Genomic DNA, 23,153 nt, shown 5'->3' on the forward strand with positions numbered 1-23,153 from the left:
ATCCTTCCATCCCGCCATCATGCAGATCTCTAACCGCCCGCCCGCGAACGAGCCTTCATGTCCGCCCAGCAACCGCCCAGACCGACCAGCAACCTGACGATCACCCTGCAGATCGTCTCCATCGTCTCCTACACCTTTATCGCCTTCCTCTGCATCGGCCTGCCGATTGCGGTGTTGCCCGGCTACGTGCACGGACAACTGGGTTTCAGCGCGGTGATCGCCGGCCTGACCATCGGCTCGCAATACCTGGCGACCCTGCTCAGCCGCCCCATGGCCGGACGCATGGCCGACGGCATTGGCACCAAACGATCGATCATCTATGGCCTGTCCGGCATCGTTCTCAGTGGCGCGCTGACGTGGCTGTCGACCCTGATGCAGCACCTGCCACTGCCGAGCCTGGGGATTCTGATCGTCGCTCGCCTGCTATTGGGAGTCGCCCAGGGCCTGATCGGCGTGGGCACCATCAGTTGGGGCATCGGCCAGGTCGGCGCCGACCAGACCGCCCGGGTCATCTCCTGGAACGGTATCGCTTCCTACGGCGCCATCGCCATCGGCGCACCACTGGGGGTGCTGATGGTCGAGGATTACGGCTTCGCCAGCCTCGGCATCGCCTTGTCGACCCTCTCCCTGGGGGCCCTGCTGCTGATCCGCAACAAACCCTCGGTGCCGGTCATTCGCGGCGAACGCCTGCCCTTTTGGGCCGTGTTCGGGCGCATCGCCCCCTATGGCGCCAGCCTGACCCTGGCGTCCATCGGCTACGGCACCCTGACGACCTTCATCACGCTCTTCTATCTCAGTCGTGGCTGGAGCGGCGCGGCCTATTGCCTGACGGTGTTCGGCACCTGCTTCATCCTTGCCCGGCTGTTCTTTATCGGCAGTATCAACCGCTTCGGCGGTTTCAAGGCCGCCATCGCCTGCATGAGTATCGAGACCCTGGGCCTGGTGCTGCTCTGGCTGGCGCCCTCCACCGGCGTCGCCCTGGCCGGTGCGGGCCTGGCGGGGTTTGGCCTGTCCCTGGTGTATCCGGCGCTGGGTGTGGAGGCGATCAAACAGGTCCCGAGCACCAGTCGCGGTGCGGGGCTGAGCGCCTATGCGGTGTTTTTCGACCTGGCACTGGCCATCGCCGGTCCGGTGATGGGCGCGGTGGCCTCGAACCTGGGCTATTCGTGGATTTTCTTGGGCGCAGCGTTACTGTCGATCAGTGGCTTGGCGGTTACCGTGCTGCTGGCACGTCGCGCAGCAGCACAGTGACTACTGATCGGCGGTCTGCATCCCGCCATGATTCGGCACACTGAGGGTCTTGGCGAAGAAGCTTCCGGCCTCGTGGATCAGGTCGCGATGAATATCCTCGCGGTTGACCCCTTCGGCATCGGTACACAGCCCCGGCGTGGCCTTGAGCTGCGCTTCGCTGCACGGCGCCATGAAGACAAAATGCCCGGCCCCGGCGATCAGCTTGAACTGCGGCGCCACCGGTAACTTGCGCGCCAGGGCGGCGGCATTCTTGTCCGGAAACACCAGTTTGTCGGCGCCACCGCTGTACATCAGCACCGGTACATGGACATCCGCCAGGGTATGACGGCCGAACATCAGGCTCAGCGGCGCCATCAGCAACAAGGCATGCACCCGCGGGTCAGCCACCGGTTGCAGGTCATCGCGGTCGACGATCAATTCACCCTTGGTGTTGCAGGCATCCTTGTCATCCGGACGCTCCTGGCAATAGCGACGCAAGCGCTCCAGATTCGGTTGGGCTCCGGCCAGTATCAGCGCGGTCTCGCCGCCCGCCGAATAACCGATCACGCCGACGTCCTCGGCTTCGACATAGGGCGACAGCATCGGATCGCCGAGGGTGGCGGTGATGGCTTCGGAAATCTGCATGGGCCGACCGTACAGGTTGCTCAGGGTGCCCAGGCGACTTTGATCCTTGTAGTTGTCGCCCGGGTGCAGCACGGCGACCACGATAAAGCCCTTGCGCGCCAGGGAGGTGGCCAGGTCGTGCAAGGCCAGGGGGGTGCCAGTGTTGCCATGGGACAACATCAGCAACGGATAGCGACCGATAGCAACCTTGGCGTCTTCAGTCGCCTGAATCATGTAGTTGCCGATCCGGCTCTGGTGCTCACGGCCACTGGAGGGATAAAAGGCAATCGCCTTCATCGGCTGGAGGTCCAGCGGATCGAGGAACGTCAGGCGATGGTAGCCAACGCTCCAATGAGCGGGTGGCGCCGCCTGCACCGTCAGGAGGCTGCTGGACAAGCAGATCAGTAACACTGCACAAAGACGCATCATGGGGATGCCCACCTTTGCTGCGAAAGTTAGCACACCAATTCTCTGCAATTCCTTGAAGCTAAAGCTCTGGAGCAGGGCCTTGGCTGATATTCGAGGTTTTTCAGAGTACCTATGGTTGATCGATGCTGCATAACTCGAGCCAAATCCGAACAGCCAGACGCAAAAAACTCCGTACGCTGACCATTCAGGATGATCAGGGTACAGAGTTTAATCGGTGTTCCCGAAAGAAGCTTGCCTGTTTACGAAAGCTTTACGCGGTGGCGAACAGCTCTTCGCTGATGTGCGCCTGCGCAGTGCTCATGGCCTTGGCGCGGACGTCTTCGCCGTAGCCCAGGCCGTGGGCGCGGACGAACTCGATATCGGTGATACCGAGGAAGCCGAACAGCACGCTCAGGTAATCCTCGTGAGCGACGCCAGTAGGCATGCCCACATGCAGGCCGCCGGAGGTGGAGACGATCACCAGTTTCTTGCCGCCAGCCAGGCCTTCAGGGCCGGCTTCGGTGTAGCGGAAGGTCTTGCCGGCAACGGTGATACGGTCGATCCAGGCCTTGAGCTGGGTCGGAACGCTGAAGTTGTACATCGGCGCGGCGATCACGATGGCATCGGCGGCGAGGAACTCTTCCATGGTCGAGGCGCTGAGTTCGGCTTCGTGGCGCTGGGCCGCGTCACGCAGCTCGGCGGCGGTACCGCCGGCGACCAGGGTCAGGCTGGAGAAGTGGCTGATGGCATCGCTGGCCAGGTCGCGGTAGGTCACCACGGCGGAAGGCTCGGCGAGTTTCCAGGCGTCGACGACCTGGCGGCTCAGCTGACGGGAAGCGGAATTGTCGCCCAGGATGCTGGAATCGATGTGCAAGAGTTTCATTCGGGATCTCCAAGTGAGGATCGCCACTGGGCGATCAAGTTGAGATAATCCTACAGGCGAAACCAATAGCCGATTAGTCGGCTTAAATGCGATAGTTCGTCCTACCTTTGGAACAATCGAGTCATTGCCCATGCAAGACCTCAACGATCTCTACTACTTCGCCAAGGTGGTGGAAGCCGGTGGCTTCGCGGCGGCCGGGCGCCTGCTGGGGATTCCCAAGTCGCGCCTGTCGCGGCGTATCGCCGAGCTGGAAGAGCGCCTTGGCGCCCGCTTGCTGCAACGCACCACCCGCCAGCTGAAACTGACCGCCGTCGGCGAGCGCTACCTGCGCCATTGCCAGGCGATGTTATTGGAAGCCGAGATGGCCGACGAAGCCGTGGCCAGCATGTCCAGCGAGCCCCGCGGACGCTTGCGCGTGTCCTGCCCGGTGGGATTGGCCCAGGAGTTCATGCCCTGGGTCATCTCCAGCTTCCTGAGCGCGCACCCACTGGTCCAACTGGAAGTGCTGATGGTCAATCGCCGGGTCGACCTGGTGACCGAAGGCATCGATGTGGCCCTGCGGGTTCGCGAGCAGGGCGACGAGGACCCGTTGCTGGTAACCCGCCGCCTGCGCCAGGCGCAGACCTTCATACTGGCAACGCCGGCCTTCCTGGAGCAACACCCCATCACCCGCCTCGACGACCTCAGGAGCGTCCCCATATTGGGCGCCCTGGAGGCCGACCGACTGGTGCACCTGAGCCTGATCAATGCCGAGGGCGAAAAACGCGAGCTGACCCTCGAGGCCCGACTCGGGGTCGACGACTTCGTCGTGCGCAAGGCCTGCGCCCTCGCCGGCCTGGGTTTCACCGTCCTGCCGATGCTGTACTGTGAAGAAGAACTGGCCAACGGCACTTTCGTGCGGATACTCCCGGAATGGTCCTTGCCCGGCGGCTGGTTGCAAGCGGTCTACCCCCATCGGCGCGGCGTACTGCCGGCGGTGCGGGCCTGGATCGATCACCTGGCCGAGGTTTTCAAAAGTTGCGGAGATAAGACACTGTGAAGGGATCAAGCATAAGCCCGGAAGACATCGCGCGCTTCTGCCTGGCACTGCCCGGGGCCCGGGAAGACTACAAATGGGGCGGCGTGCGGGTGTTTTCCATTGCCGGAAACAAGATGTTCGCTGTGCAGGGGCTGCGCGGCGACTCCCTGGCGTTCAAGGTCGACAAGGAGCTGTTCCTCGGCCATGTCGACCGCCCGGGGATCGGGCCCGCGCCGTATCTGGCCAGGGCCCACTGGATCATCATGGACACGCCCTACCCGCTGGGCCGTGAAGAGCTGCACGCACTGATACAACGCTCGCATCAACTGGTGGTCGGCAAATTGCCCAAACGCGTCCAGGTCGGCCTGTTGCTATAAAAAGGACAGGTGCAGCAGGCTGGCATCAAGGAACAGGTGGTCAATCCAGAAGACCTGGTGCAACAGCACGATTACCCAGAACACCAGTTGATACGACACCTTACGGGTCTTGTGCCGAAACACCTGCTGGGCGATCAACGCCCCCGGCCAGCCGCCCAGCAGCTCGATGGCGTGCAGGACCTTTTCCGGCGTGCGCCAGGCATCGTCACGGGCCTTGCGTTTGTCGCTCCAGTACAGGAAGAACGCCAGCAGGCTGACGATCCCGTAGATCCACAGCGCCAGCGCAGGGCCGCCGGCGAGCCACATCTGCAAGGCCCCGAACCCGGGCAACGCGCAGAGCAGCAGCAACATCACCAGTTTGAGTTCGAGCTGCTGGATCGTGCGGACGGCCTGCCGGGTACGCTCCTGGTTGCGTGGCGCCGTCATCCCCGGGTCGACCAATCGACCCAGCCGAACTGCCAGGTGGCCAGGATCACCAGGCCGAAGGCGATCCGGTACCAGGCGAACGCCACGTAGGTGTGGCTGGCGATGAATTTCAACAGGCCGCGTACGGCGATCATCGCGAAGACAAAGGACGTCACGAAGCCCAGGGCGATCACCGGCAGATCCGCCATCTGGAACTGATGACGGAAACCGTAGCCGGAATACACCGCCGCGGCGACCATGGTCGGCATCGCCAGGAAGAACGAAAACTCGGTGGCGGTCTTGCGCGAAAGCCCGAACAGCAGCCCGCCGATAATCGTCGCACCGGAACGCGAGGTGCCGGGGATCATCGCCAGGCACTGGGCGAAACCCACTTTCAGGGCGTCTTTCCAGGTGATCTCATCCACCGTATCGGCATGCACCACGTGCTGGCGACGCTCGGCCCAGAGGATGATCAGGCCGCCCACCACCAGCGCGGCGGCGACGGTAATCGGGTTGAACAGGTAGGTGGCGATGATCTCCTTGAACAACACCCCCAGCACCACCGCCGGCAGGAACGCCACCAGCAGGTTGAGGGTGAAGCGCTGGGCGTTGCGCTGCGTCGGCAAGTCCCTGACCACCGAGAACACCTTGTGGCGGAACTCCCAGACCACCGCCAGGATCGCCCCGAGCTGGATGATGATATTGAAGGCCACGGCCCGTTCCCCGCCGAAGTTCAGCAGGTCCGCCACGATAATCTGGTGCCCGGTGCTGGAGATCGGCAAGAACTCCGTCAAACCCTCGACAATACCCAGAATCACAGCCTGTACGGCGGTCCAAAGATCCATTATTCCCCCATGCGGCCACGCACCCCGCGTGACACCTGAAAAATTCAACGTTCGATAATCTGCCCGCGGGCAACACGCCTCCAGCGTGCGGCACCACTTGTCGCCAAACTGTAAAAAATGTCTGAAAAATCAAACATGAACTCAGGTTTGTCGGTTTTGCGCCGAGATCCTATCAGACATGCCTGTTTGTGATTGCCCGGATACTAGCCATAAGCATACTGGCCAGGCTCGGCAAAACCTGTTTCGATACAGATCGGCGATGATCACAACAAGAAGAACAAGGAGTAGTGTCCTTATGAATAGTTTGCGAAATGTGTCGATCAGTCGGCGGTTGTGGCTCATCCTCATCGTGGCCGTGGCGATGCTGCTCACCCTGGGCCTGTTGATGCTCAAGCAGATCCATGACGACCTCTACCAGGCCAAGGCGCAGAAGACCCAGCACGTGGTCCAGGTCGCCAGTGGCATCCTCAACTACTACCACGACCTGGAAAGCGCCGGCACCCTCAACCGCGAAGTCGCGCAGAAACAGGCCCTGAGCGTGATCCGCGGGCTGCGCTACAACCAGACGGACTATTTCTGGATCAACGACCTGCGTCCGGTGATGGTCATGCATCCGGCCAACCCCAAGCTCGAAGGCCAGGACCTGTCGGGCATCAAGGACCCGGACGGCTATGCCCTGTTCAACGAAATGGTCACCCTGACCAAGGCCAAGGGCGCTGGCATGATCGACTACCGCTGGCCGAAACCGGGGGCCAGTGCGCCGGTGCAGAAAACCTCCTATGTGCAGCTCTTCGAGCCCTGGGGCTGGATCGTCGGCTCGGGCGTGTACGTCGACGACCTGCAGGACGAGTTCTACGGCCAGGTCTGGCGAGCGTCGCTGATCGGACTGGGGATTGCGCTGGTCATGGCACTGCTGGTGATGATGATTGCCCGCAGTATCGTGCGCCCCTTGCAGGAGACGGTGAACGCCATGGCCAATATCGCCAGCGGTGAAAGCGACCTGACCCGCAGCCTCGATACCCACGGGCAGGACGAAGTGACCGAACTGGCGCAGCATTTCAACGCGTTCACGGCAAAATTGCGGCGGGTCATCAGCCAGTTGCAGCTGTCCGCCAGTGCCCTGGGGCAATCATCCAGCGACTTGGGCAACGATGCGGCCCAAGCCCAGGCGCGCAGCCAGCAACAGTCGCAACAAATGGAGCTGGTGGCGACTGCCATCAATGAAGTGACCTATGGCGTGCAGGACGTGGCTCGGAATGCCGAACACGCGGCCAGCGAAATGCGCGATGCGCAAGCGCAGGCACAACAGGGGCAAGTGAACATCGATGGGAGCTTGCAGCAGATCGATCAACTGTCCAGCACCATCGATCAAGCCGTTGAAGTTATCCGCACCCTGGCCACCGAAAGCACACAGATCGGCAGCGTGCTCGAGGTGATCCGCTCGATCGCCGAACAGACCAATCTGCTGGCGCTCAACGCGGCCATTGAAGCCGCCCGTGCCGGTGAGCAAGGACGAGGTTTTGCGGTGGTGGCCGATGAAGTCCGGCTGCTGGCACAGCGCACACAAAAGTCCACGGCTGAAATCCAGTCGATGATCGAGCGCTTGCAAAGCCATTCCGAGGCGGCAGTCAAAGTGATCGGCGACAGCAGTCGTGCCTCGCAGTTGACCATTGAGCAAGCCGGGTTGGCGGGGGCCAGCCTGAACGCGATCGGCCAGGCCCTGAATAATCTCAACAGCCTGAACGCATCGATTGCCAGCGCAACCCTGCAACAGGCGCATGTGGTCGAGGACATCAACCAGAACGTTACGCAGGCTGCGGGACTGTCCCACAGCACCGCGTTGGCCGCTGAACAATCAAGCGTTGCAAGCGTGCATTTGAAGGAACTCAGTGAGCAATTGAATGGCCTGCTCAAGCAGTTTCGGGTGTAGACGCACCTTACGGTGAAACACTGCCCATGTGGGAGCGGGCTTGCCCGCGAAGAACGATAACGCGCAATGCCTGAAAAACTGCTGTGTTCGCTTCGCGGGCAAGCCACAGGGTCCGCGTCTTAACTGACCGGCTTCGGGCAAGCCCCCTCGCCACAATCCCCTCCTGCGGTACAATCGGCGACCTTTTCAACTTCACCAAGGATCCTTCATGTCCGGGCTTGAACTGTTTGCCGCCGCACTCGGCGTGATTGCCGTCTGGTTGACGGTCAAACAGAACCCCTTGTACCTGACGGCTGCGCTTTATGGCCTGTTTACGCTGATCGCCGTGCAAGGCTGGCGCGAATGGCAGGCCGACCCGGCGTTACGCGTATGAAGGTCCTGGTACTCACCGGCCCGGAGTCTAGTGGTAAAAGCTGGTTATCGGCAGAGCTTCAACGCCACTTTGGTGGGTTGCTGGTGGGCGAATACGTACGTTACTTCATCGAGCAGAACCCTCGTGATACCTGCCTTGCCGATATCCCGGAGATTGCCCGTGGTCAAATGGCCTGGGAAGACAGCGCCCGAGCCCAACGCCCTGCACTGCTGATTCTCGACACGCACCTGCTGAGCAATGTGTTGTGGAGCCAAACCCTGTTTGGCAAATGCCCCACCTGGATCGAAGACGCGCTGCTGGCAAGACACTATGACTTGCACTTGTTGCTTTCCCCTGAGGTGGTGGACTGGACGAATGACGGCCAACGCTGCCAACCGGACCTGAACCAGCGGCTGGCGTTCTTCAGCGCAACAAAAGCCTGGCTGGAACACCACCAGCAACGACTACAAATCATCAATGGCGATTGGGCTGAGCGCCGTCGTCAGGCCTTTGCTGCTGTGGAGCAATTGCTTACGCCGTGAAAATACCTGCATTCGAGGGGCTTATGTCCATTCCTGAAACACTCCAGTGCAGCGCAAGAGCCCTATCAACGGCCTTCATCCGCTTGTCATGCTGACTGTTAAGTCATTGATACATTCGCCCGTAAACCCTTCATTTAGAGCTTTTCGATAGAGGATGCCGACTCAAGACAGCGGGCACCGTCTCACGATTGATACAGCTCAAATTCCCCCCTGCCTGCCCTACTCCATAACCCATTGAATTAAATCAATAACTAAAAAGCGGCACGGCTTCTGCTCTCTCCTTCACAACGCTGACCAGAGCCAGCGCAAAAAAGAAGAGGGAGTGCCGACGTGGAGACAATTGATAAAGGCTTTATCCGCCTCCTGCTGATCGGATGTGCGTTCAGCTCTGTCATCAGTCTGCCTGTCCAGGCCGCCGATGGAGTCATCATCATCCAGCGGGAAGTCCAAACGCGTAACGCGACTCGCCGCCCCATGGTTCCCGACCCTACCCCCCTGACCGTCAATGCCAACCCGTCCAGGCAAGTCATCAGTGCGACCAACGAACTGTCGGACAGTGACATTTCCGGCATCAGCAGCGGTGCAAGCATCGCCAGCACGATCACTCAAGCCACCGGCACGCTGAGCGGCAACATCAACGGTCAGACACAGCTGCCCGGCTTGTCCGCAGGACATTCCGCAGGCTCCGGCAACGGTGTTGCCAACAGGATCAACGGCACCATCCAGCAAGGCCTGGGCAGTCTGAATGCTATCGGGGGGACAATGAAATGAATCGCACTCTGCTGATTCTGGCCATGTTTTGCAGTGCGCCGACCTTTGCCCAACCGCCTGTCATCGATACGGCCACCATCGACAATTCCGGCAGTCAGTACCAGGGCAACTTCTCGGTCAACCAGGCTGCCGGCGATCAGCAACAACAGGCCAACGCCCGAGCCATCGCCATTGACACCGACGCCAGCGCCACCACGCAGATTCGCCAACGGTTGCGTACTCGGGTCGATCCAAGGATCGATGCCCAGTCAGCCATTAAAGGCAACGCCTTCAGTAATGGCAATGGCGTACTGGGGGTCAACCAGAGTTCGGGCGCTAGCAACCAGCAAGCCAACGCCCTGCGGATAAGCATCAGTGCTACGCCGCAAAGTATCGACGACAGCGTCCTCAAGCAACAGAACGTGGCGCTGCTCAATAGCTCCGATTCAACGGATCCTACTCCTGGCCATCGCCAGGTCGCTACCAGCGACCAGGCCTTCACCGGTAGCCGTGGGGTGATCCAGTTGAATCAGAGCGCCGGGGTGGGAAACCGAACGGCCAACACCCTGAGCGTACGGGTCGCGGATTGACCCAAAAGGTAAAAAACAACACTTAACCTAAAAATAAAGTACGGAGAATCAGCATGAAACCCTCAATGGCACTCAAGCCTCTGGTTTTTGCAATCGCTGCGGTAATGGCTATTGCTGTACAAGCTGGTCAGCGTGATGACGAGCATCATCATCATCATCATCACATGAATCCAAAAGACACCACCAATGCTGGCGCCACTGCCAACGCCACCGATACTCAAACCAACACCAACAACTACATCAGCAATGAAGGGACTAAAAACACTGCCAACATGACCAACTCGGCCACGGGCGCCTCCGGTAACGTGGGCGTCAACGTTGCAGCAGGCGACGGCAACCAACAAGACAATGCTGCCGCCATTGCCAGCGGCGATGGCTCGTTTGTCTTTGGGTCTGTGGTGGCAACCGCCAAGGTCACGCAAACCCAAAACAACAACGAGGTCAACAACTACTCCACCAACAACAGCGCCAACATGAGCGGTTCGGCTAACGGCGGCAGCGGCAACATGGGCATCAACATGGCTGCTGGCGACCTTAACCAACAGAAAAACACCATGGCGATCGCTGTATCTGGCGGCAAGCACGCAACTGCAACCGCGAGTGCCAATCAAACAGGCCCAGGCCTGAGGGTGGATAACGACGCCGATCGGACATACCGCGTGGATACGCTGTCGCGTACCGTCTCAGCCAGCGGTCATGAGTCTTTCAGCGAGGCTTCCAAATCGCACTCTGCTTCGGACTATGCCAAGTACTCTGCTTCGGCCTGGACTTCGGACTTCGATGCGAAATTTGCTTCGAAATCTGCCAGCGCCTCTGCTTCTCACGCAGCTGTGAAAGCTAATCTGGATGCGAACGTGGACGTGGACCTTAGCTCGTCCAAGACTCATGGCTGGCACACCAGCAGCAGCAGTGCGAATTTCGACGCAGATGTCGACGCATCGCTCAACGCATCGATCGACAAATCGAACAGCAAATCGAGCAGCAAATCGAGCAGCGTATCGATCGACGCATCGGGCAGCGAAGCGCGCGCAGCAGTTGGCGCTGAATCGAAAGACAAATCGCAAAGTTTCAGCGAATCCAGTTCTTTCGACTTGAGCAACACCGTGTCCTGGCAAGTGCTGACCCCAACTGGCTGGGCAAACCCTGTGACCAACACTGCCAACCTGAACGGTTCGGTGAATGGTGGCAGCGGCAACCTGGGCGTCAACGTGGCTGCCGGTGCTGGCAACCAGCAAAGCAACTCGCTGTCCATTGCATCCGGTTGCAAAACCTGCATGTAAACCTGGCTCCAGAGTCTGGAGAGCCCCCTTCGGGGGGCTTTTTTCCTCTCTTGCACGAGGGCTTCCGATCATGCGCATTTTCGCCCTGGCGTTCCTGGTTTTTCTGGCTGGTCTGAGCGAAGCGGGACAAATGCCGCTTTCCGTCTTGCCCGGCGGAGCGGTCGTTTTCAAACCGGTCCAGAGCATGCGTGAACGCAAATTTGCCGACCTGGTCCAACAAAAAACCGACTTCAGCTGCGGTGCAGCTTCCCTGGCGACCATATTGCGCCAGGCCTATTGGCTGGACGTAACCGAGGCACAAATCATCGAAGGCATGCTGGCTCACTCCGACCAGAATCTGGTTCGCGTCCAGGGCTTCTCCATGCTCGACATGAAGCGTTACGTGGAAAGTATCGGCATGCGGGCCCGTGGTTATCGGGTAACGCCGGAAACTCTGACCAGCGTCGCCATTCCGGTCATCGTGCTCATGGACATCCGTGGCTACAAGCACTTCGTGGTCATGCAAAAAGCGGAGAAAGACTGGGTGTATATCGGTGATCCGGTACTCGGTCACAGACGCTTCAAGTTCGACGATTTTGTCAAAGGCTGGAACGGCATCATCTTCGCCGTCATAGGCCAGGGCTACGACAAGACCAACGTCTTGCGCGATCCACCTTTGCCACTGACCGCCAAGAACCGCATCAATACCTTCAGCCCGGTACCGGACACAGAATTGATGGATTTCGGATTCATCCAGAGCGACTTTTTCTAATGACAAGGGAGCACGAAGCTCCGGGAGTATCCAATGAAGACTCCATACTGGCTGGCCGTCGTTTGCCTGGCCGCCAGCCTGCCAACACAAGCCCTCACGTTCAAACCGATTGAACTCAAGGATCAGGAGTTGGCGACCCTACGCGGCCGGTTTGTCATGCCGGGCCGGATCATCAGTTTCGGGGTTGTCATGACCAGCACTTGGCAAAATGCCAGTGGTGAAGTGATCGGGGCAACCTCCTCGATGCAGATTCAGGAATCGACCATCAAGCCACAGTTCTATGTGTCGATGATCGACAAGAAAGGTGATGGTTCGCTGGTTTCCCAAGGGTCCGGCAATGTCAGTGGCGGTGGCGGCCTCAGCACCTCCCAAGGTGTAACCCAGGTCGTGCGCGCCGCCGGTGATTACAATAGCGCTTACAACAATGTCGACATCAACGTCAAAGAGGCCAACCAGGCACCACAAATGGATACCCAGGGCCAGCCATTGGCCGCCGGTACAACCCTGTCCGCGTCCAACGGTGCCGGGACCTTCAGTATGTCGTCAAGTAACACTGGCGTGCAGTTGAGCATCCAGGCCAACAACAATCAGGGCAGTACCGTGCAACGCCTTGCCCAGGGCGGCCTGATGCAGAACGCGACCTTGCTCGGCGGAAGAAACCAGGTGAACAACCTGACGTCCCTCAATGTTGTCCTGCGCAATAACCTGCCGACCGTCGGGGCGCTGGACTGCAATCTGGACCAACTAAAAGGCCTACGCACTCTGGGATACTGATCTACGCTGAGTCTCATCGAATGTAGTCAGAAGGGACGACAAACCCATGCACAGATCTTTTACGTTCAGAGCTGTCGTTTGTTTGAGTACCTTGGTCCCGGCCACTTTGCTGCAAGCAGCAACGGATCCCCAGGTAGAAGCCTTAAAACAAGAACTCATGGAGCTGAAACAGCGTTACGAAGCCCAACAAAACGCGCTGATGGTACTTGAGCAGCGCGTTAAACAAGTCGAAGAAACACCAGCAACACCTGCTCCCAAGCGCCTGACCCGCTCCCCTGCCGAGAAGACCGCAGGCGCCAAGACCGTGGCCACGGGTGCCCCAGGGACCAGTTCGTATGGGCAGTCGCTCAAGGACGATTCGGCACCGGCGCAAAGCGTGTCCAACCTGTATGACGAAGCCAGCGGCTTCTTCGGTGGTGGCAAGTTCAGTTTCGAAACGGGCATGACGTATACCCACTATGACACCCGTGCATTGGTGCTCAATGGCTTTCTGGCCCTTGACTCGATTTTCCTTGGCAACATCAACATTGACCGCATCAAGGCCGACAGCTGGACCCTGGACCTGACAGGACGCTACAACGTGGCGCAACGTTGGCAATTCGACATCAACGTCCCGGTCGTCTATCGAGATTCGACGTACTCCTCTGGTGGTGCAGGAGGCGCAGCCCCGGTCTCATCCGACGCCACCGTCAAGCGCGATCCGACCATAGGCGATGTCAACTTTGGTGTTGCCTACAAGTTCCTGGATGAATCGGAAAACCTGCCCGACGCAGTCGTCACTCTGCGAGTCAAGGCGCCGACCGGCAAAAATCCGTACGGAATCAAGCTGATCAAGGACCCGGGCAACGACAATTTGTCGGTACCTCAGTCACTCCCTACCGGCAACGGTGTCTGGTCGATTACCCCGGGTATCTCACTGGTCAAGACCTTCGACCCTGCCGTGCTCTTCGGCAGCCTGTCTTATACCTACAACATGCAGGATTCCTTCAGCGATATCAGCCCCACTGTAAATTCCACGGTCCCGGGAGACGTGAAACTGGGCGATTCCTGGCAGATCGGCGCCGGCATTGCGTTTGCCTTGAACGAGAAGATGAGCATGGCGTTTTCGTTTTCCGACCAATTCGCCCGCAAAAGCAAAGTCAAACCAAGCGGCCAGGACTGGCAATCAATCCCGGACAGCGACTACAACGCTGCCAACTTCAACATCGGCCTGACCATAGCGGCAACCGACAAACTGACGATAGTCCCCAACCTCGCCATCGGCTTGACCCAGGACGCACCGGCCTTCTCTTTCAGCCTGAAATTCCCGTACTACTTCTAAACACCGCACAAGGAAAAGGCCCGGTGCGACGTAAATCGCAGCGGGCCTTTTCGTTTCTCCGCGCCCTAGCGGATCTGGTGCTTATGCAGCAATCGGTAGAAAGTCGGGCGGGAAACCCCCAGCACCCGCGCGGCCACGCTCATATTGTCGCTGTGTCGATTCAGTACGTCGCACAGCGCCTGGTGTTCGGCACGGTGCACATAGTCTTCCAGCGTACCCATCGGCGCGCCGTCACAAGCTGGATTGTGCAACCCCAGGTCCCGGGCCTCGATCTGCCGTCCTTCGGCCAGGACCAGCCCGCGCCTGACCCGATTGGCCAACTCGCGGACATTGCCCGGCCAGGCATGATTACCCAGGGCGATCAGCGCCTCTTCACTGAAGCTGCGCGGCCTGCGCCCGGTTTCCTGGCTGTAGAAATGGGAAAAATGGTTGGCCAGCATCGCCACGTCGCCATGCCGCTCGCGCAGCGGCGCCGTCATCACCTGCAGGACGTTGAGCCGGTAATAGAGGTCCTCGCGGAAACGCCCGGAACCGATGGCCGCCTCCAGATCGACATGGGTCGCCGCCAATACCCGTACATCCACCGCGATCGGGTGGCTGCCGCCGACCCGTTCGATGTGCTTTTCCTGGAGGAAACGCAATAGACTGGCCTGCAATTCCAGCGGCAAGTCGCCGATTTCATCGAGGAACAGGGTTCCGCCGTTGGCCGCTTCGATACGCCCGATCTTGCGCTGGTGCGCGCCGGTAAAGGCGCCCTTCTCATGGCCGAACAACTCGGACTGGATCAGGTGTTCCGGAATCGCCCCGCAATTGATCGCCACGAACGGCTTGGCGTGCCGCTGGGACTGACGATGCAGGGTACGCGCCACCAGCTCCTTGCCGGTCCCGCTTTCGCCACGGATCAATACCGGCGACTCGGTGGGCGCCAACTTGCCCAGGAGTTTGCGCAGCTCGCGGATCGGACGGCTGTCGCCGAGCAACTCGTGCTCCGGCCGATCGACATGGATCGAACCCTGGCCGCGCAAGCGCGCCATGCCGAAGGCGCGACCCAATGTCACCTGGACCCGGGACACATCGAACGGCAGAGTATGGAAATCGAAGAACCACTCGCAGACGAAGTCGCCGACATTCTGCAAACGCAGCACTTCCTGGCTGAGGACCGCGATCCACTCGGTACCGCTGCGGCTGATCATGTCCTTCACGGCTTCGGGACGTTCGAGATGAAAAGGTTGCAGTCGCAACAGACCGACATCGCAGGCACGGTCGCCGGCGGCCTCCAGGTTGCAGCTGTCGACATCCCAACCCACCGTGCGCAAACCGGGTAGCAAGCGGTGACAGTCATCGCAAGGATCCACCACCAGCAGGCGTCTGAGCGGAACCGCTTCTTGCATGACTGATCCCTGGCGTCAAAATTTTAAATACCTATTGGAAACAATCCGTTGGTAACGCTGTCTGTAACACTAGCAAGAATTTGACGCGGACTTGTACCGTTTAGTTATAGGCACGCCACCGGGTAAGTCTGAATTTGCAACATCGGGTGCCAAGGCCCTTGAGTCATGCCGGCAAGCCCTTCAGGGCAGGCCTGGTCATCCCGGGGCTTGAATCGAGTCCATGAAAGAAAGTTAAAAAAACTTCACGACTTGTGTGACCTGATGCCCGTGATGGGACATCAGTACAAGTAACCGACCGAGACGGTGAGCCCAAGCCGACGGTCCAGCGAACTGTTTGGGCATACTTGAGAGAAGACCCCATGAACGCCCCGCTCCGCATGAACGAAGCACTGCTGATGGCCGGCCAGGCCCTTAAGCCATTCCAGTGTGTTGCCTGGGTTGCACAGGACAAAGGCGAACTGAGCCTGACCGTGATCGACCGCACCAACAACAGCATCGGCCGCCAGCAGATTCCTTGCAGCGCCTACTCCGACTCCGAGCAACTGGTGAGCCTGCTGCAACAGGCCCGCGCGGAGCTGAGCCAGAAAGGCTATGACCTGCAGCCGTGGACATTGTCGGCCTGATAGCGTCTCCAGAGAACACCGCAAAACCTGTAGGAGCCAGCTTGCTGGCGATGGCGATCGGATGGCCGACGCAAGGCTCAGCGCCTCATCGTCGGAACGCCGCCCGCAGCAAGCTGGCTCCTACAGTTGATAGCGTTCTCCCGCAGGATCGCGGCGCCTGTCAGAGCGTGGACAGCTCCTCGATATGCCGGTACTGCGCGCCCAGTTCCAGCGCCAATTGCACGGCACGCCCCAGGCGAATCGGCCCTTTTTCCAGGTCCACCAGCAAGGCCTCGCAATTGAACACCGGCAACCCCGACCAGGCTTTCAAGCGCCCGTCCGTCAGCAACAACACCCGCTGGTATTCAGCCGCATAACGCCTCTGGCGCTTGCCCAGCCAATCCGCTGCTTGCACCAATGCTGCCTGCAAGGGCGTACCGCCCCGGCCCCCAGGCCGTCCAGCCAACCGCGCAAGTCACTCGAAGCCTTCAAACCCTGAAGCTGCCACCTGGGCCGATCGCCGCTGGCCGTCATCAGCGCCAGGCGCGCCCGCTGCCGGTAAGCGTCGTCAAACACCTGTGCCAGCAAGCCCTTGGCCTCACTCAGCGCCTGATGCCGACGGGTCGACGCCGACGCATCGACGATCACCAGCCACAATTCATGGGGCGAGCGGCTGCGCGGACGAAAGCGCAGGTCCTGGCGCGAACGCGGGCGCCCACCCAGCAAGGTCTCCAGCCAACTGATCGCGCCGCTCCCGCCGGCCCGGCTGACGCCTTGGCGCCCGCCCTGCAAGCGACCGGACCGAGGCCTGGCATCCGCCCCCGGCGTCAGTCGAGGGCGGATGCCTAGGGCTTTTTTGGCCAGCTCGGAATTTCCCGGCGAGCCCCCACTGGCAAGGCCTGGGCCGGCAGTTCGCCCCATTGCCCCTGGCCTTGCCCCTGATTCTGGGCCGGCTCACTGGCCGCCTGGGGCGCCGCGCCCGGATTCAAGCGAGATGTCGGAGCCGATGCCGATGTCGGCGGCATCGACTCGCGACGCCGATGCCGCAAGGCAAACTCGGCCACCGCCTCGATATCCTCCGGAGCAATCCGCCCGGCACCGCGCCACGCCGCATGAGCCCGGGCGGCACGCAGCCACACCAGATCCGCGCGCATGCCGTCGACACCCGCGGCAAAGCAGCGCTCGGTAATCGCCGCAAGGGCCTGGTCGTCCAGGGCGATCTCCGGCAGGCGCGCGCGGGCCAGGCGGCAGCGCTCGCGCAAGGCCTCCTGCGCAGGCGCCCATTGTGCGCAAAAGCCTTGCGGGTCGCTGTCGAAGTCCAGGCGCCGACGGATGATCTGCCCACGCTCACTCGGCTGCGGCTGGCCGCTGAGCGCCACGTTCAGGCCGAAACGGTCCAGCAACTGCGGGCGCAACTCGCCCTCTTCCGGGTTCATGGTGCCGATCAGCACGAACCGCGCCGAATGCCGGTGGGAAATGCCGTCGCGCTCGACCCGGTTGACGCCACTGGCGGCGACGTCCAGCAGCAGGTCCACCAGATGATCGGGCAACAGGTTGACCTCATCGACGTAAAGCACCCCGCCATCGGCCTTCGCCAGCACGCCGGGGGAAAACTGCGCCCGGCCTTCGCCCAACGCCGCGTCCAGATCGAGGGTGCCCACCAGCCGCTCTTCCGTCGCCCCCAGGGGCAAGGTGACGAACAACCCGCTGGCCAGCAAATCGGCCAGTCCACGGGCCAGGGTCGACTTGGCCATGCCCCGTGGCCCCTCGATCAGCACGCCGCCGATCTTCGGGTCGATTGCCGTCAGGCACAGCGCCAGCTTCAGGTCGTCGGCGGCGACCACGGCCGACAGCGGGAAATGCGGGATATCGCTCATGACTTGCACACCTCAGGAATCTTCTTCTATATCCAGCAGCAGGTTCTCCAGCGCCTCGCGGTACTCGCCGGGCTCGCGCCACAACCCGCGCTGCTGGGCTTCCAGCAGGCGCTCGGTCATGTCCCGCAAGGCCGGCGGATTGTGCTGGCGGACGAAGTCGCGGGTGTCCGGATCCAGCAGGTAGGCATCGGCCAGCAAGGCGTACTGGTGATCGTCGATCAGGCCGGTGGTGGCATCGAACGCGAACAGGTTGTCCACGGTCGCCGCCAGTTCGAACGCGCCCTTGTAACCATGGCGCTTGACCCCGTCGATCCATTTCGGGTTCGCCGCCCGCGAACGGATGACCCGGTTCAACTCGTCCTTGAGCGTGCGGATCTTCGGCAGGTCCGGCTGGCTGTGGTCGCCATGATAGCTGGCGGCCGGTTCACCGCGCAGGGTCTCCACCGCCGCCAGCATGCCGCCCTGGAACTGGTAGTAATCATTGGAGTCGAGCAGGTCGTGCTCACGGTTGTCCTGGTTTTGCAGCACCGCCTGGACCTGGCCCAGCCGCCGCGCAAACTGCCCGCGCGCCGCCGTGCCTTCATCCACGCCGCCATAGGCATAACCGCCCCAGTTCAGGTAGACCTCGGCCAGGTCCTCGCGGCTCTGCCACAAGCGCCCATCGATCGCATTCTGCACCCCGGCGCCGTAGGCCCCCGGCTTGGCCCCGAAGATCCGCCAGCCGGCCTGGCGGGCCGCCTGTTCCTCATCCAGGCCTTCGGCCTGCAACTGCGCGCGCTCATCCCGGACCCTGGCGGCCAGCGGGTTCAGGTCCGCCGGTTCATCCAGCGCCGCCACCGCCTGTACGGCCGCGTCGAACAGTCGGATCAGGTTGGCGAAGGCGTCGCGGAAAAACCCGGAGACGCGCAAGGTCACGTCCACCCGGGGACGGTCCAGCAGGCTCAGGGGCAGGATCTCGAAATCGTCGACCCGCTGGCTGCCGGTGGCCCAAACCGGCCTCACGCCCATCAGCGCCATGGCCTGGGCGATATCGTCGCCGCCAGTGCGCATGGTCGCCGTCCCCCAGACCGACAGGCCGAGCTGGCGCAGATGATCGCCATGGTCCTGCAAATGCCGTTCGAGAATCAGGTTGGCCGACTGGAAACCGATGCGCCAGGCGGTGGTGGTCGGCAGGTTGCGCACATCCACGGAAAAGAAGTTGCGCCCGGTGGGCAACACATCCAGGCGTCCGCGACTCGGCGCACCGCTGGGGCCCGCGGGCACGAAGCGGCCCGCCAGGGCATCGAGCAGGCCGCTCATCTCCGCCGGGCCACAGGCATCCAGGCGCGGGGCAACCACCGTCAGCAGCCCGTCGACGATCAGGCGCACATCGGCCCACAACGCCGTGTCCGGCCAATCGACCTCACCTTGCAGCGCCCGCTCGATCAACCGTCCCGCGTACAGCTCAAGGCGCTCGCGGCTGTCGCCGGCGGTGCGCCAGGTTTCCTCGCTGACGGCGCACAGCCACTCGGGACGCGGCCCGGTCCAGGGTTCGGCCAAGGCACAGTCCAACGGATCGAAGCCCATTTCAAATGCCCTGGACAAGGCCCGCAACAAGCTGGATTGGGCACCACGCCCGTCGCCACGGGGGATGCGCAGCAAGGCCAGCAGCGTGTCGATGCGCAGACGCCCGGTCGGCGATTCGCCGAACACATGCAGGCCGTCGCGAATCTGCGACTCCTTCAGGTCGCAGAGGTAGGTGTCCAGCCGGGGCAGCCAGATCGCCGCGTCGGCATCGCTGTCCAGCCCCGCGTCCAGTTGCAGCTCACGGTCGATCTGGGTCTCGCGGACCAGCTTGAGAATGTCGCGCTGCAACTCGCGGGCCCGTCGTGGATCGAGCAACTGGGCTTCGTAATATTCGTCAGCCAGCCGCTCCAGGTCGCGCAGCGGGCCGTAGGTCTCGGCCCGGGTCAGCGGCGGCATCAGGTGATCGATGATCACCGCCTGGGTCCGGCGCTTGGCCTGGGCGCCCTCGCCCGGGTCGTTGACGATAAAGGGATAGATATTCGGCAGCGGCCCCAACAACGCATCCGGCCAGCACTGCTGCGACAGCCCGACGCCCTTGCCCGGCAGCCACTCCAGGTTGCCGTGCTTGCCGACATGGACCAGCGCATGGCTGCCATAGGTGTGCCGCAGCCAGAAGTAGAACGCCAGGTAGCCATGGGGCGGCACCAGGTCCGGGTCATGGTAGACCGCGCTGGCATCGACCTGATAACCCCGGGCCGGCTGGATGCCGACGAAGGTCAGGCCAAGGCGCAGGCCGGCCACCATCATCCGTCCGCCACGGCACATCGGGTCCTGTTCCGGCCGGCCCCAACGCGCCAGCACCGCCTGGCGATTGGCCTCGGGCAGGCGTTCGAACATCGCCTGGTAGTCGACCAGGGCCAGGCTCTGGTGACAAGGCCGCAGGTCGAGGCTGTCGAGATCGTTGCTGACGCCGCCCAGCAAGGCCTGGATCAGCGCCGTGCCGCTCTCGGGCAAGGTGTCGCTCAACGGGTAACCCTGGTCCTTGAGCGCGCGCAGGATATTCAGCGCCGCCGCCGGCGTATCCAGGCCCACGCCATTGCCGATCCGCCCGTCGCGGGTCGGGTAGTTGGCCAGGATCAGCGCGACGCGCTTTTCCTCGTTGGGCACCCTCGCCAGATCGACCCAGCGGCGGGCCAGTTCGGCGACGAAGTCCATGCGCTCGGGCTGGGCGCGGTAACAGACCACATCGCTCTGGCTGCGCTCGCTGCGCCAGGCCAGGTCCTTGAAGCTGATGGGCCGGCTGATGATGCGCCCGTCCAGTTCCGGCAAGGCGATGTGCATCGCCAGGTCGCGGGGCCCGAGGCCCTGTTCGCTGGCCTGCCAGCCGGGCTCGTTGTCCTGGGCGCAGATGGCCTGGATCACCGGGATGTCGCGGCGGAACGGCCGCAGGTGTGGAGCCTCGGGACTGGACTGGGCAAATCCGGTGGTGTTGAGGATCACCGCGGCCGCCACCTCGTCCAGCAGGTCCTCGACCACGCTCAGGCAAGCGGGCTCCTTGAGGCTGGCCACGGCCATCGGCAAGGGATTGAGCCCCGCCGCCAGCAAGCGCTGGCAGAACACATCGACGAAGGCGGTATTGGCCGCCTGCAAGTGCGAGCGATAGAACAGCAAGGCCGCGACCGGTTGACCCGGCTGCCAGTCGGCGCGCCAGTCAGCCAGGCCGGCGGCGCCGTGGCGCGGATGATAGATCGCCGTACGCGGCAACGGCTTCGGCTCTTCCCAGGCATAGTCGCGGCCCAACCAACGGCTGGCGAGGCAGCGATACAGGTCCAGGGCATTGCCCAGACCGCCCTGGCGCAGAAAGTGCCAAAGTCGCTCGGCGTCCTGCGCGGGCACGTTGCCCAGGTCGCTCAGCTCCGGGTCCGGACGATCGTCCCCCGGCACCAGGATCAGGGTCACCCCCCGTTCGGCCAGTTGCACCAGCCGTTCGATCCCGTAGCGCCAGTAACCGATCCCGCCGTGCAGGGACAGCAGGATGACCCGGGCGTGTTGCAGCACCTGGTCGACATAAAGATCGACCGAGGCGTGATTCTGCACCTGCATCGGGTTCGCCAGGCGCAGGCTCGGGTAATCCTCGGGCAGTTGCCCGGCCGCTTCGGCCAGCAGTGCGAGACTGGAGTCGCCGCTGCAGAGGATCACCAGCTCGGCGGGGGTTTGTCCCAGGTCGGCAATATTGTCATCCGACACAAAACCGCCGGGCTGGGTCCTGAGCAGGTGCATGGGTCAGACGGTCAGCGCGGTGCGCAGGGTCGATTCGAGCAGCGCGGCATCCAGCTCCTGGCCGATCAGCACCAGGCGGGTGACACGGGGCTCATCGGCGCGCCAGGCACGGTCGAAGTGCTTGTCGAAGCGCGTGCCCACGCCCTGGACCAGCAGGCGCATCGGCTTGTTCGGGATGGCGGCGAAACCCTTGACCCGCAGGATGCCGTGCTTGACCACCAGTTGCGTCAGGGCGTCCAGCAGCAGGCTTTCATCCGCCTGCGGCAGCTCGATGGAGATCGAGTCGAAGGCATCGTGATCGTGATCGTCATGATCGTCGCCGTCATGGTGGTGATCATGGTGACTGTGACGAGCGTCGATGTGTTCCTCGGAACCGGCGCCCAGGCCCAGCAGCACATCCAGGGGCAGGCGACCGCTGCTGGCCTCGATGACCTTCACCGCCGGCGGCAGTTCCTCGGCCACTTCCAGGCGGACCTTGGCCAGGTCTGCCGGGCTGATCAGGTCGGCCTTGTTGAGAATCACCAGGTCGGCGCTGGACAGTTGGTCGGCGAACAGCTCGTGCAGCGGCGATTCGTGGTCCAGGTTCGGGTCGAGCTTGCGCTGGGCATCCACCTGATCGGGGAACGCGGCAAAGGTGCCGGCGGCCACGGCCGGGCTGTCGACCACGGTGATCACCGCATCGACGGTGCAGGCACTGCGGATTTCCGGCCACTGGAAGGCTTGCACCAGGGGCTTGGGCAACGCCAGGCCGGAGGTTTCGATGAGGATATGATCCAGGTCGCCACGGCGCGCCACCAGCTCGCGCATCACCGGGAAAAACTCTTCCTGGACGGTGCAGCAGAGGCAACCGTTGGCCAGTTCATAGACGCGGCCGTTGGCCTCTTCTTCGCTGCAGCCGATGGCGCACTGCTTGAGGATCTCGCCGTCGATGCCCAATTCGCCGAACTCGTTGACGATCACCGCGATGCGACGGCCCTGGGCGTTGTCCAGCATATGGCGCAACAGCGTGGTCTTTCCCGAGCCGAGAAAGCCGGTGACGATGGTGACGGGAAGCTTGGCCAGTGTTTTCATCGGATGCCCTTTGGCAAAGTGGCGGGCATGCGGGACGAGAACCGCGGCCCTTGGGCGCGGATGCGTTCGCCACCGGATCACCCCGCCCGGTTGTAGTGAAAAACGGTACGAGGCAGGTCTCCTGGCTTACGGTCGGGCGGTCGCTGCTCCGTCTCGGGAGCACTCGACCCGCCTGGCCTTGCACCTTCCCGCCCGGAGGCAGTGGCATTGCAGGGCTATCGAACCGTTTACAGTTGCGGGGGCAGCCGCGGCATACCGCGTTCCCTTCTTAGCTTCGGCCGGATGCCGAAGAACCTCGAGGCTGCAAGGCTACGCAGTGCGTCGGGGCAGGTCAATCTCAAGCGCC

The 23,153-nt window shown here is 62.0% G+C and carries 20 protein-coding genes, 2 pseudogenes and 1 riboswitch; of the genes and pseudogenes, 13 read left to right on the forward strand and 9 right to left on the reverse strand.

Annotated elements, in window-relative coordinates; translation table 11 throughout:
* The first annotated feature begins 57 nt into the window (after positions 1 to 57).
* Positions 58 to 1,251 (forward strand): MFS transporter, encoded by a 1,194-nt coding sequence (locus NUH87_RS03385; protein ID WP_338524722.1) that lies wholly within the window; start codon positions 58 to 60, stop codon positions 1,249 to 1,251.
* Here NUH87_RS03385 and NUH87_RS03390 read toward each other — a convergent pair whose 3' ends face one another.
* Positions 1,252 to 2,283 carry a dienelactone hydrolase gene (locus NUH87_RS03390; protein WP_338524723.1) on the reverse strand — a complete coding sequence of 344 codons (1,032 nt, stop codon included), beginning with the start codon at positions 2,281 to 2,283 and terminating at the stop codon, positions 1,252 to 1,254.
* 250 nt (positions 2,284 to 2,533) lie between these two features.
* Entirely contained in the window at positions 2,534 to 3,145 is a 612-nt protein-coding gene (locus tag NUH87_RS03395; protein WP_338524724.1) for an FMN-dependent NADH-azoreductase, read from the reverse strand.
* Between the two features lie 130 nt (positions 3,146 to 3,275).
* Here NUH87_RS03395 and NUH87_RS03400 point away from each other — a divergent pair, with 130 nt between their 5' ends.
* Both NUH87_RS03400 and NUH87_RS03405 read left to right on the forward strand, forming a co-directional pair.
* Positions 3,276 to 4,184, forward strand: a complete 909-nt coding sequence (locus NUH87_RS03400) for a LysR substrate-binding domain-containing protein (RefSeq protein WP_338524725.1) — start codon at positions 3,276 to 3,278, stop codon at positions 4,182 to 4,184.
* 11 nt (positions 4,185 to 4,195) lie between these two features.
* Positions 4,196 to 4,540 carry an MmcQ/YjbR family DNA-binding protein gene (locus NUH87_RS03405; RefSeq protein WP_422393971.1) on the forward strand — a complete coding sequence of 115 codons (345 nt, stop codon included), beginning with the start codon at positions 4,196 to 4,198 and terminating at the stop codon, positions 4,538 to 4,540.
* Here NUH87_RS03405 and NUH87_RS03410 read toward each other — a convergent pair.
* Positions 4,535 to 4,966, reverse strand: a complete 432-nt coding sequence (locus NUH87_RS03410; RefSeq protein ID WP_338524726.1) for a DUF1294 domain-containing protein — start codon at positions 4,964 to 4,966, stop codon at positions 4,535 to 4,537. The two genes, NUH87_RS03405 and NUH87_RS03410, sit on opposite strands and share 6 nt — an antisense overlap.
* Positions 4,963 to 5,790, reverse strand: a complete 828-nt coding sequence (locus NUH87_RS03415; protein ID WP_338524727.1) for an undecaprenyl-diphosphate phosphatase — start codon at positions 5,788 to 5,790, stop codon at positions 4,963 to 4,965. The genes NUH87_RS03410 and NUH87_RS03415 overlap by 4 nt, the downstream gene beginning before the upstream one ends.
* Positions 5,791 to 6,085: 295 nt before the next feature.
* Here NUH87_RS03415 and NUH87_RS03420 point away from each other — a divergent pair, with 295 nt between their 5' ends.
* The 9 genes and pseudogenes from NUH87_RS03420 to NUH87_RS03465 all read left to right on the forward strand — a co-directional run bounded on the left by NUH87_RS03420 (position 6,086) and on the right by NUH87_RS03465 (position 14,080).
* Positions 6,086 to 7,720: a methyl-accepting chemotaxis protein gene (locus NUH87_RS03420; protein ID WP_338524728.1), complete on the forward strand. Its 1,635-nt coding sequence runs from the start codon at positions 6,086 to 6,088 to the stop codon at positions 7,718 to 7,720.
* Between the two features lie 238 nt (positions 7,721 to 7,958).
* A pseudogene (locus tag NUH87_RS03430) lies at positions 7,959 to 8,093 on the forward strand (nicotinamide riboside transporter PnuC); the annotation flags it as partial.
* Positions 8,090 to 8,614 (forward strand): AAA family ATPase, encoded by a 525-nt coding sequence (locus NUH87_RS03435; protein WP_338524729.1) that lies wholly within the window; start codon positions 8,090 to 8,092, stop codon positions 8,612 to 8,614. The pseudogene NUH87_RS03430 and the gene NUH87_RS03435, both read left to right, overlap by 4 nt.
* A 330-nt stretch (positions 8,615 to 8,944) precedes the next feature.
* Positions 8,945 to 9,385: a hypothetical protein gene (locus NUH87_RS03440; RefSeq protein ID WP_338524730.1), complete on the forward strand. Its 441-nt coding sequence runs from the start codon at positions 8,945 to 8,947 to the stop codon at positions 9,383 to 9,385.
* Complete coding sequence (locus NUH87_RS03445; RefSeq protein ID WP_338524731.1) at positions 9,382 to 9,954, forward strand: adhesin; 573 nt, start codon at positions 9,382 to 9,384, stop codon at positions 9,952 to 9,954. Before NUH87_RS03440 ends, NUH87_RS03445 begins: the two co-directional genes overlap by 4 nt.
* 53 nt (positions 9,955 to 10,007) lie before the next feature.
* Positions 10,008 to 11,234 (forward strand): heme utilization protein, encoded by a 1,227-nt coding sequence (locus NUH87_RS03450; protein WP_338524732.1) that lies wholly within the window; start codon positions 10,008 to 10,010, stop codon positions 11,232 to 11,234.
* 70 nt (positions 11,235 to 11,304) lie between these two features.
* The gene (locus tag NUH87_RS03455) at positions 11,305 to 11,985 is read left to right on the forward strand and encodes a C39 family peptidase (RefSeq protein WP_338524733.1); all 681 of its coding nucleotides are present in this window, start codon (positions 11,305 to 11,307) and stop codon (positions 11,983 to 11,985) included.
* Positions 11,986 to 12,018: 33 nt separating this feature from the next.
* Entirely contained in the window at positions 12,019 to 12,759 is a 741-nt protein-coding gene (locus tag NUH87_RS03460) for a hypothetical protein (RefSeq protein WP_338524734.1), read from the forward strand.
* A gap of 46 nt (positions 12,760 to 12,805) precedes the next feature.
* The gene (locus NUH87_RS03465) at positions 12,806 to 14,080 is read left to right on the forward strand and encodes a hypothetical protein (protein ID WP_338524735.1); all 1,275 of its coding nucleotides are present in this window, start codon (positions 12,806 to 12,808) and stop codon (positions 14,078 to 14,080) included.
* Positions 14,081 to 14,145: 65 nt separating this feature from the next.
* On the opposite strand, the gene NUH87_RS03470 is transcribed toward NUH87_RS03465, so the two are convergent.
* A complete protein-coding gene (locus NUH87_RS03470; protein WP_338524736.1) occupies positions 14,146 to 15,471 on the reverse strand; it encodes a sigma-54 dependent transcriptional regulator in 1,326 nt (441 codons plus the stop codon).
* A 359-nt stretch (positions 15,472 to 15,830) separates the two neighbouring features.
* On the opposite strand from NUH87_RS03470, the gene NUH87_RS03475 reads away from it, so the two are divergent.
* On the forward strand, positions 15,831 to 16,094 hold the full coding sequence (locus NUH87_RS03475; protein WP_100943402.1) for a hypothetical protein: 264 nt from the start codon (positions 15,831 to 15,833) through the stop codon (positions 16,092 to 16,094).
* 160 nt (positions 16,095 to 16,254) lie between these two features.
* On the opposite strand, the pseudogene NUH87_RS03480 reads toward NUH87_RS03475, so the two are convergent.
* From NUH87_RS03480 to cobW, 4 genes and pseudogenes are all read right to left on the reverse strand, one after another.
* Positions 16,255 to 16,865 (reverse strand): annotated as a pseudogene (locus tag NUH87_RS03480) (vWA domain-containing protein).
* A gap of 53 nt (positions 16,866 to 16,918) precedes the next feature.
* Positions 16,919 to 17,950, reverse strand: a complete 1,032-nt coding sequence (locus NUH87_RS03485) for an ATP-binding protein (protein ID WP_338524737.1) — start codon at positions 17,948 to 17,950, stop codon at positions 16,919 to 16,921.
* 12 nt (positions 17,951 to 17,962) lie between these two features.
* The gene (gene cobN, locus NUH87_RS03490; protein ID WP_338524738.1) at positions 17,963 to 21,736 is read right to left on the reverse strand and encodes a cobaltochelatase subunit CobN; all 3,774 of its coding nucleotides are present in this window, start codon (positions 21,734 to 21,736) and stop codon (positions 17,963 to 17,965) included.
* A gap of 3 nt (positions 21,737 to 21,739) precedes the next feature.
* Positions 21,740 to 22,807 (reverse strand): cobalamin biosynthesis protein CobW, encoded by a 1,068-nt coding sequence (gene cobW, locus NUH87_RS03495; protein WP_040067630.1) that lies wholly within the window; start codon positions 22,805 to 22,807, stop codon positions 21,740 to 21,742.
* A gap of 94 nt (positions 22,808 to 22,901) precedes the next feature.
* Positions 22,902 to 23,120, reverse strand: a riboswitch (cobalamin riboswitch).
* Positions 23,121 to 23,153 lie beyond the last annotated feature (33 nt).

It is taken from the genome of Pseudomonas batumici, assembly GCF_036585405.1.
Lineage (GTDB): Bacteria > Pseudomonadota > Gammaproteobacteria > Pseudomonadales > Pseudomonadaceae > Aquipseudomonas > Aquipseudomonas batumici.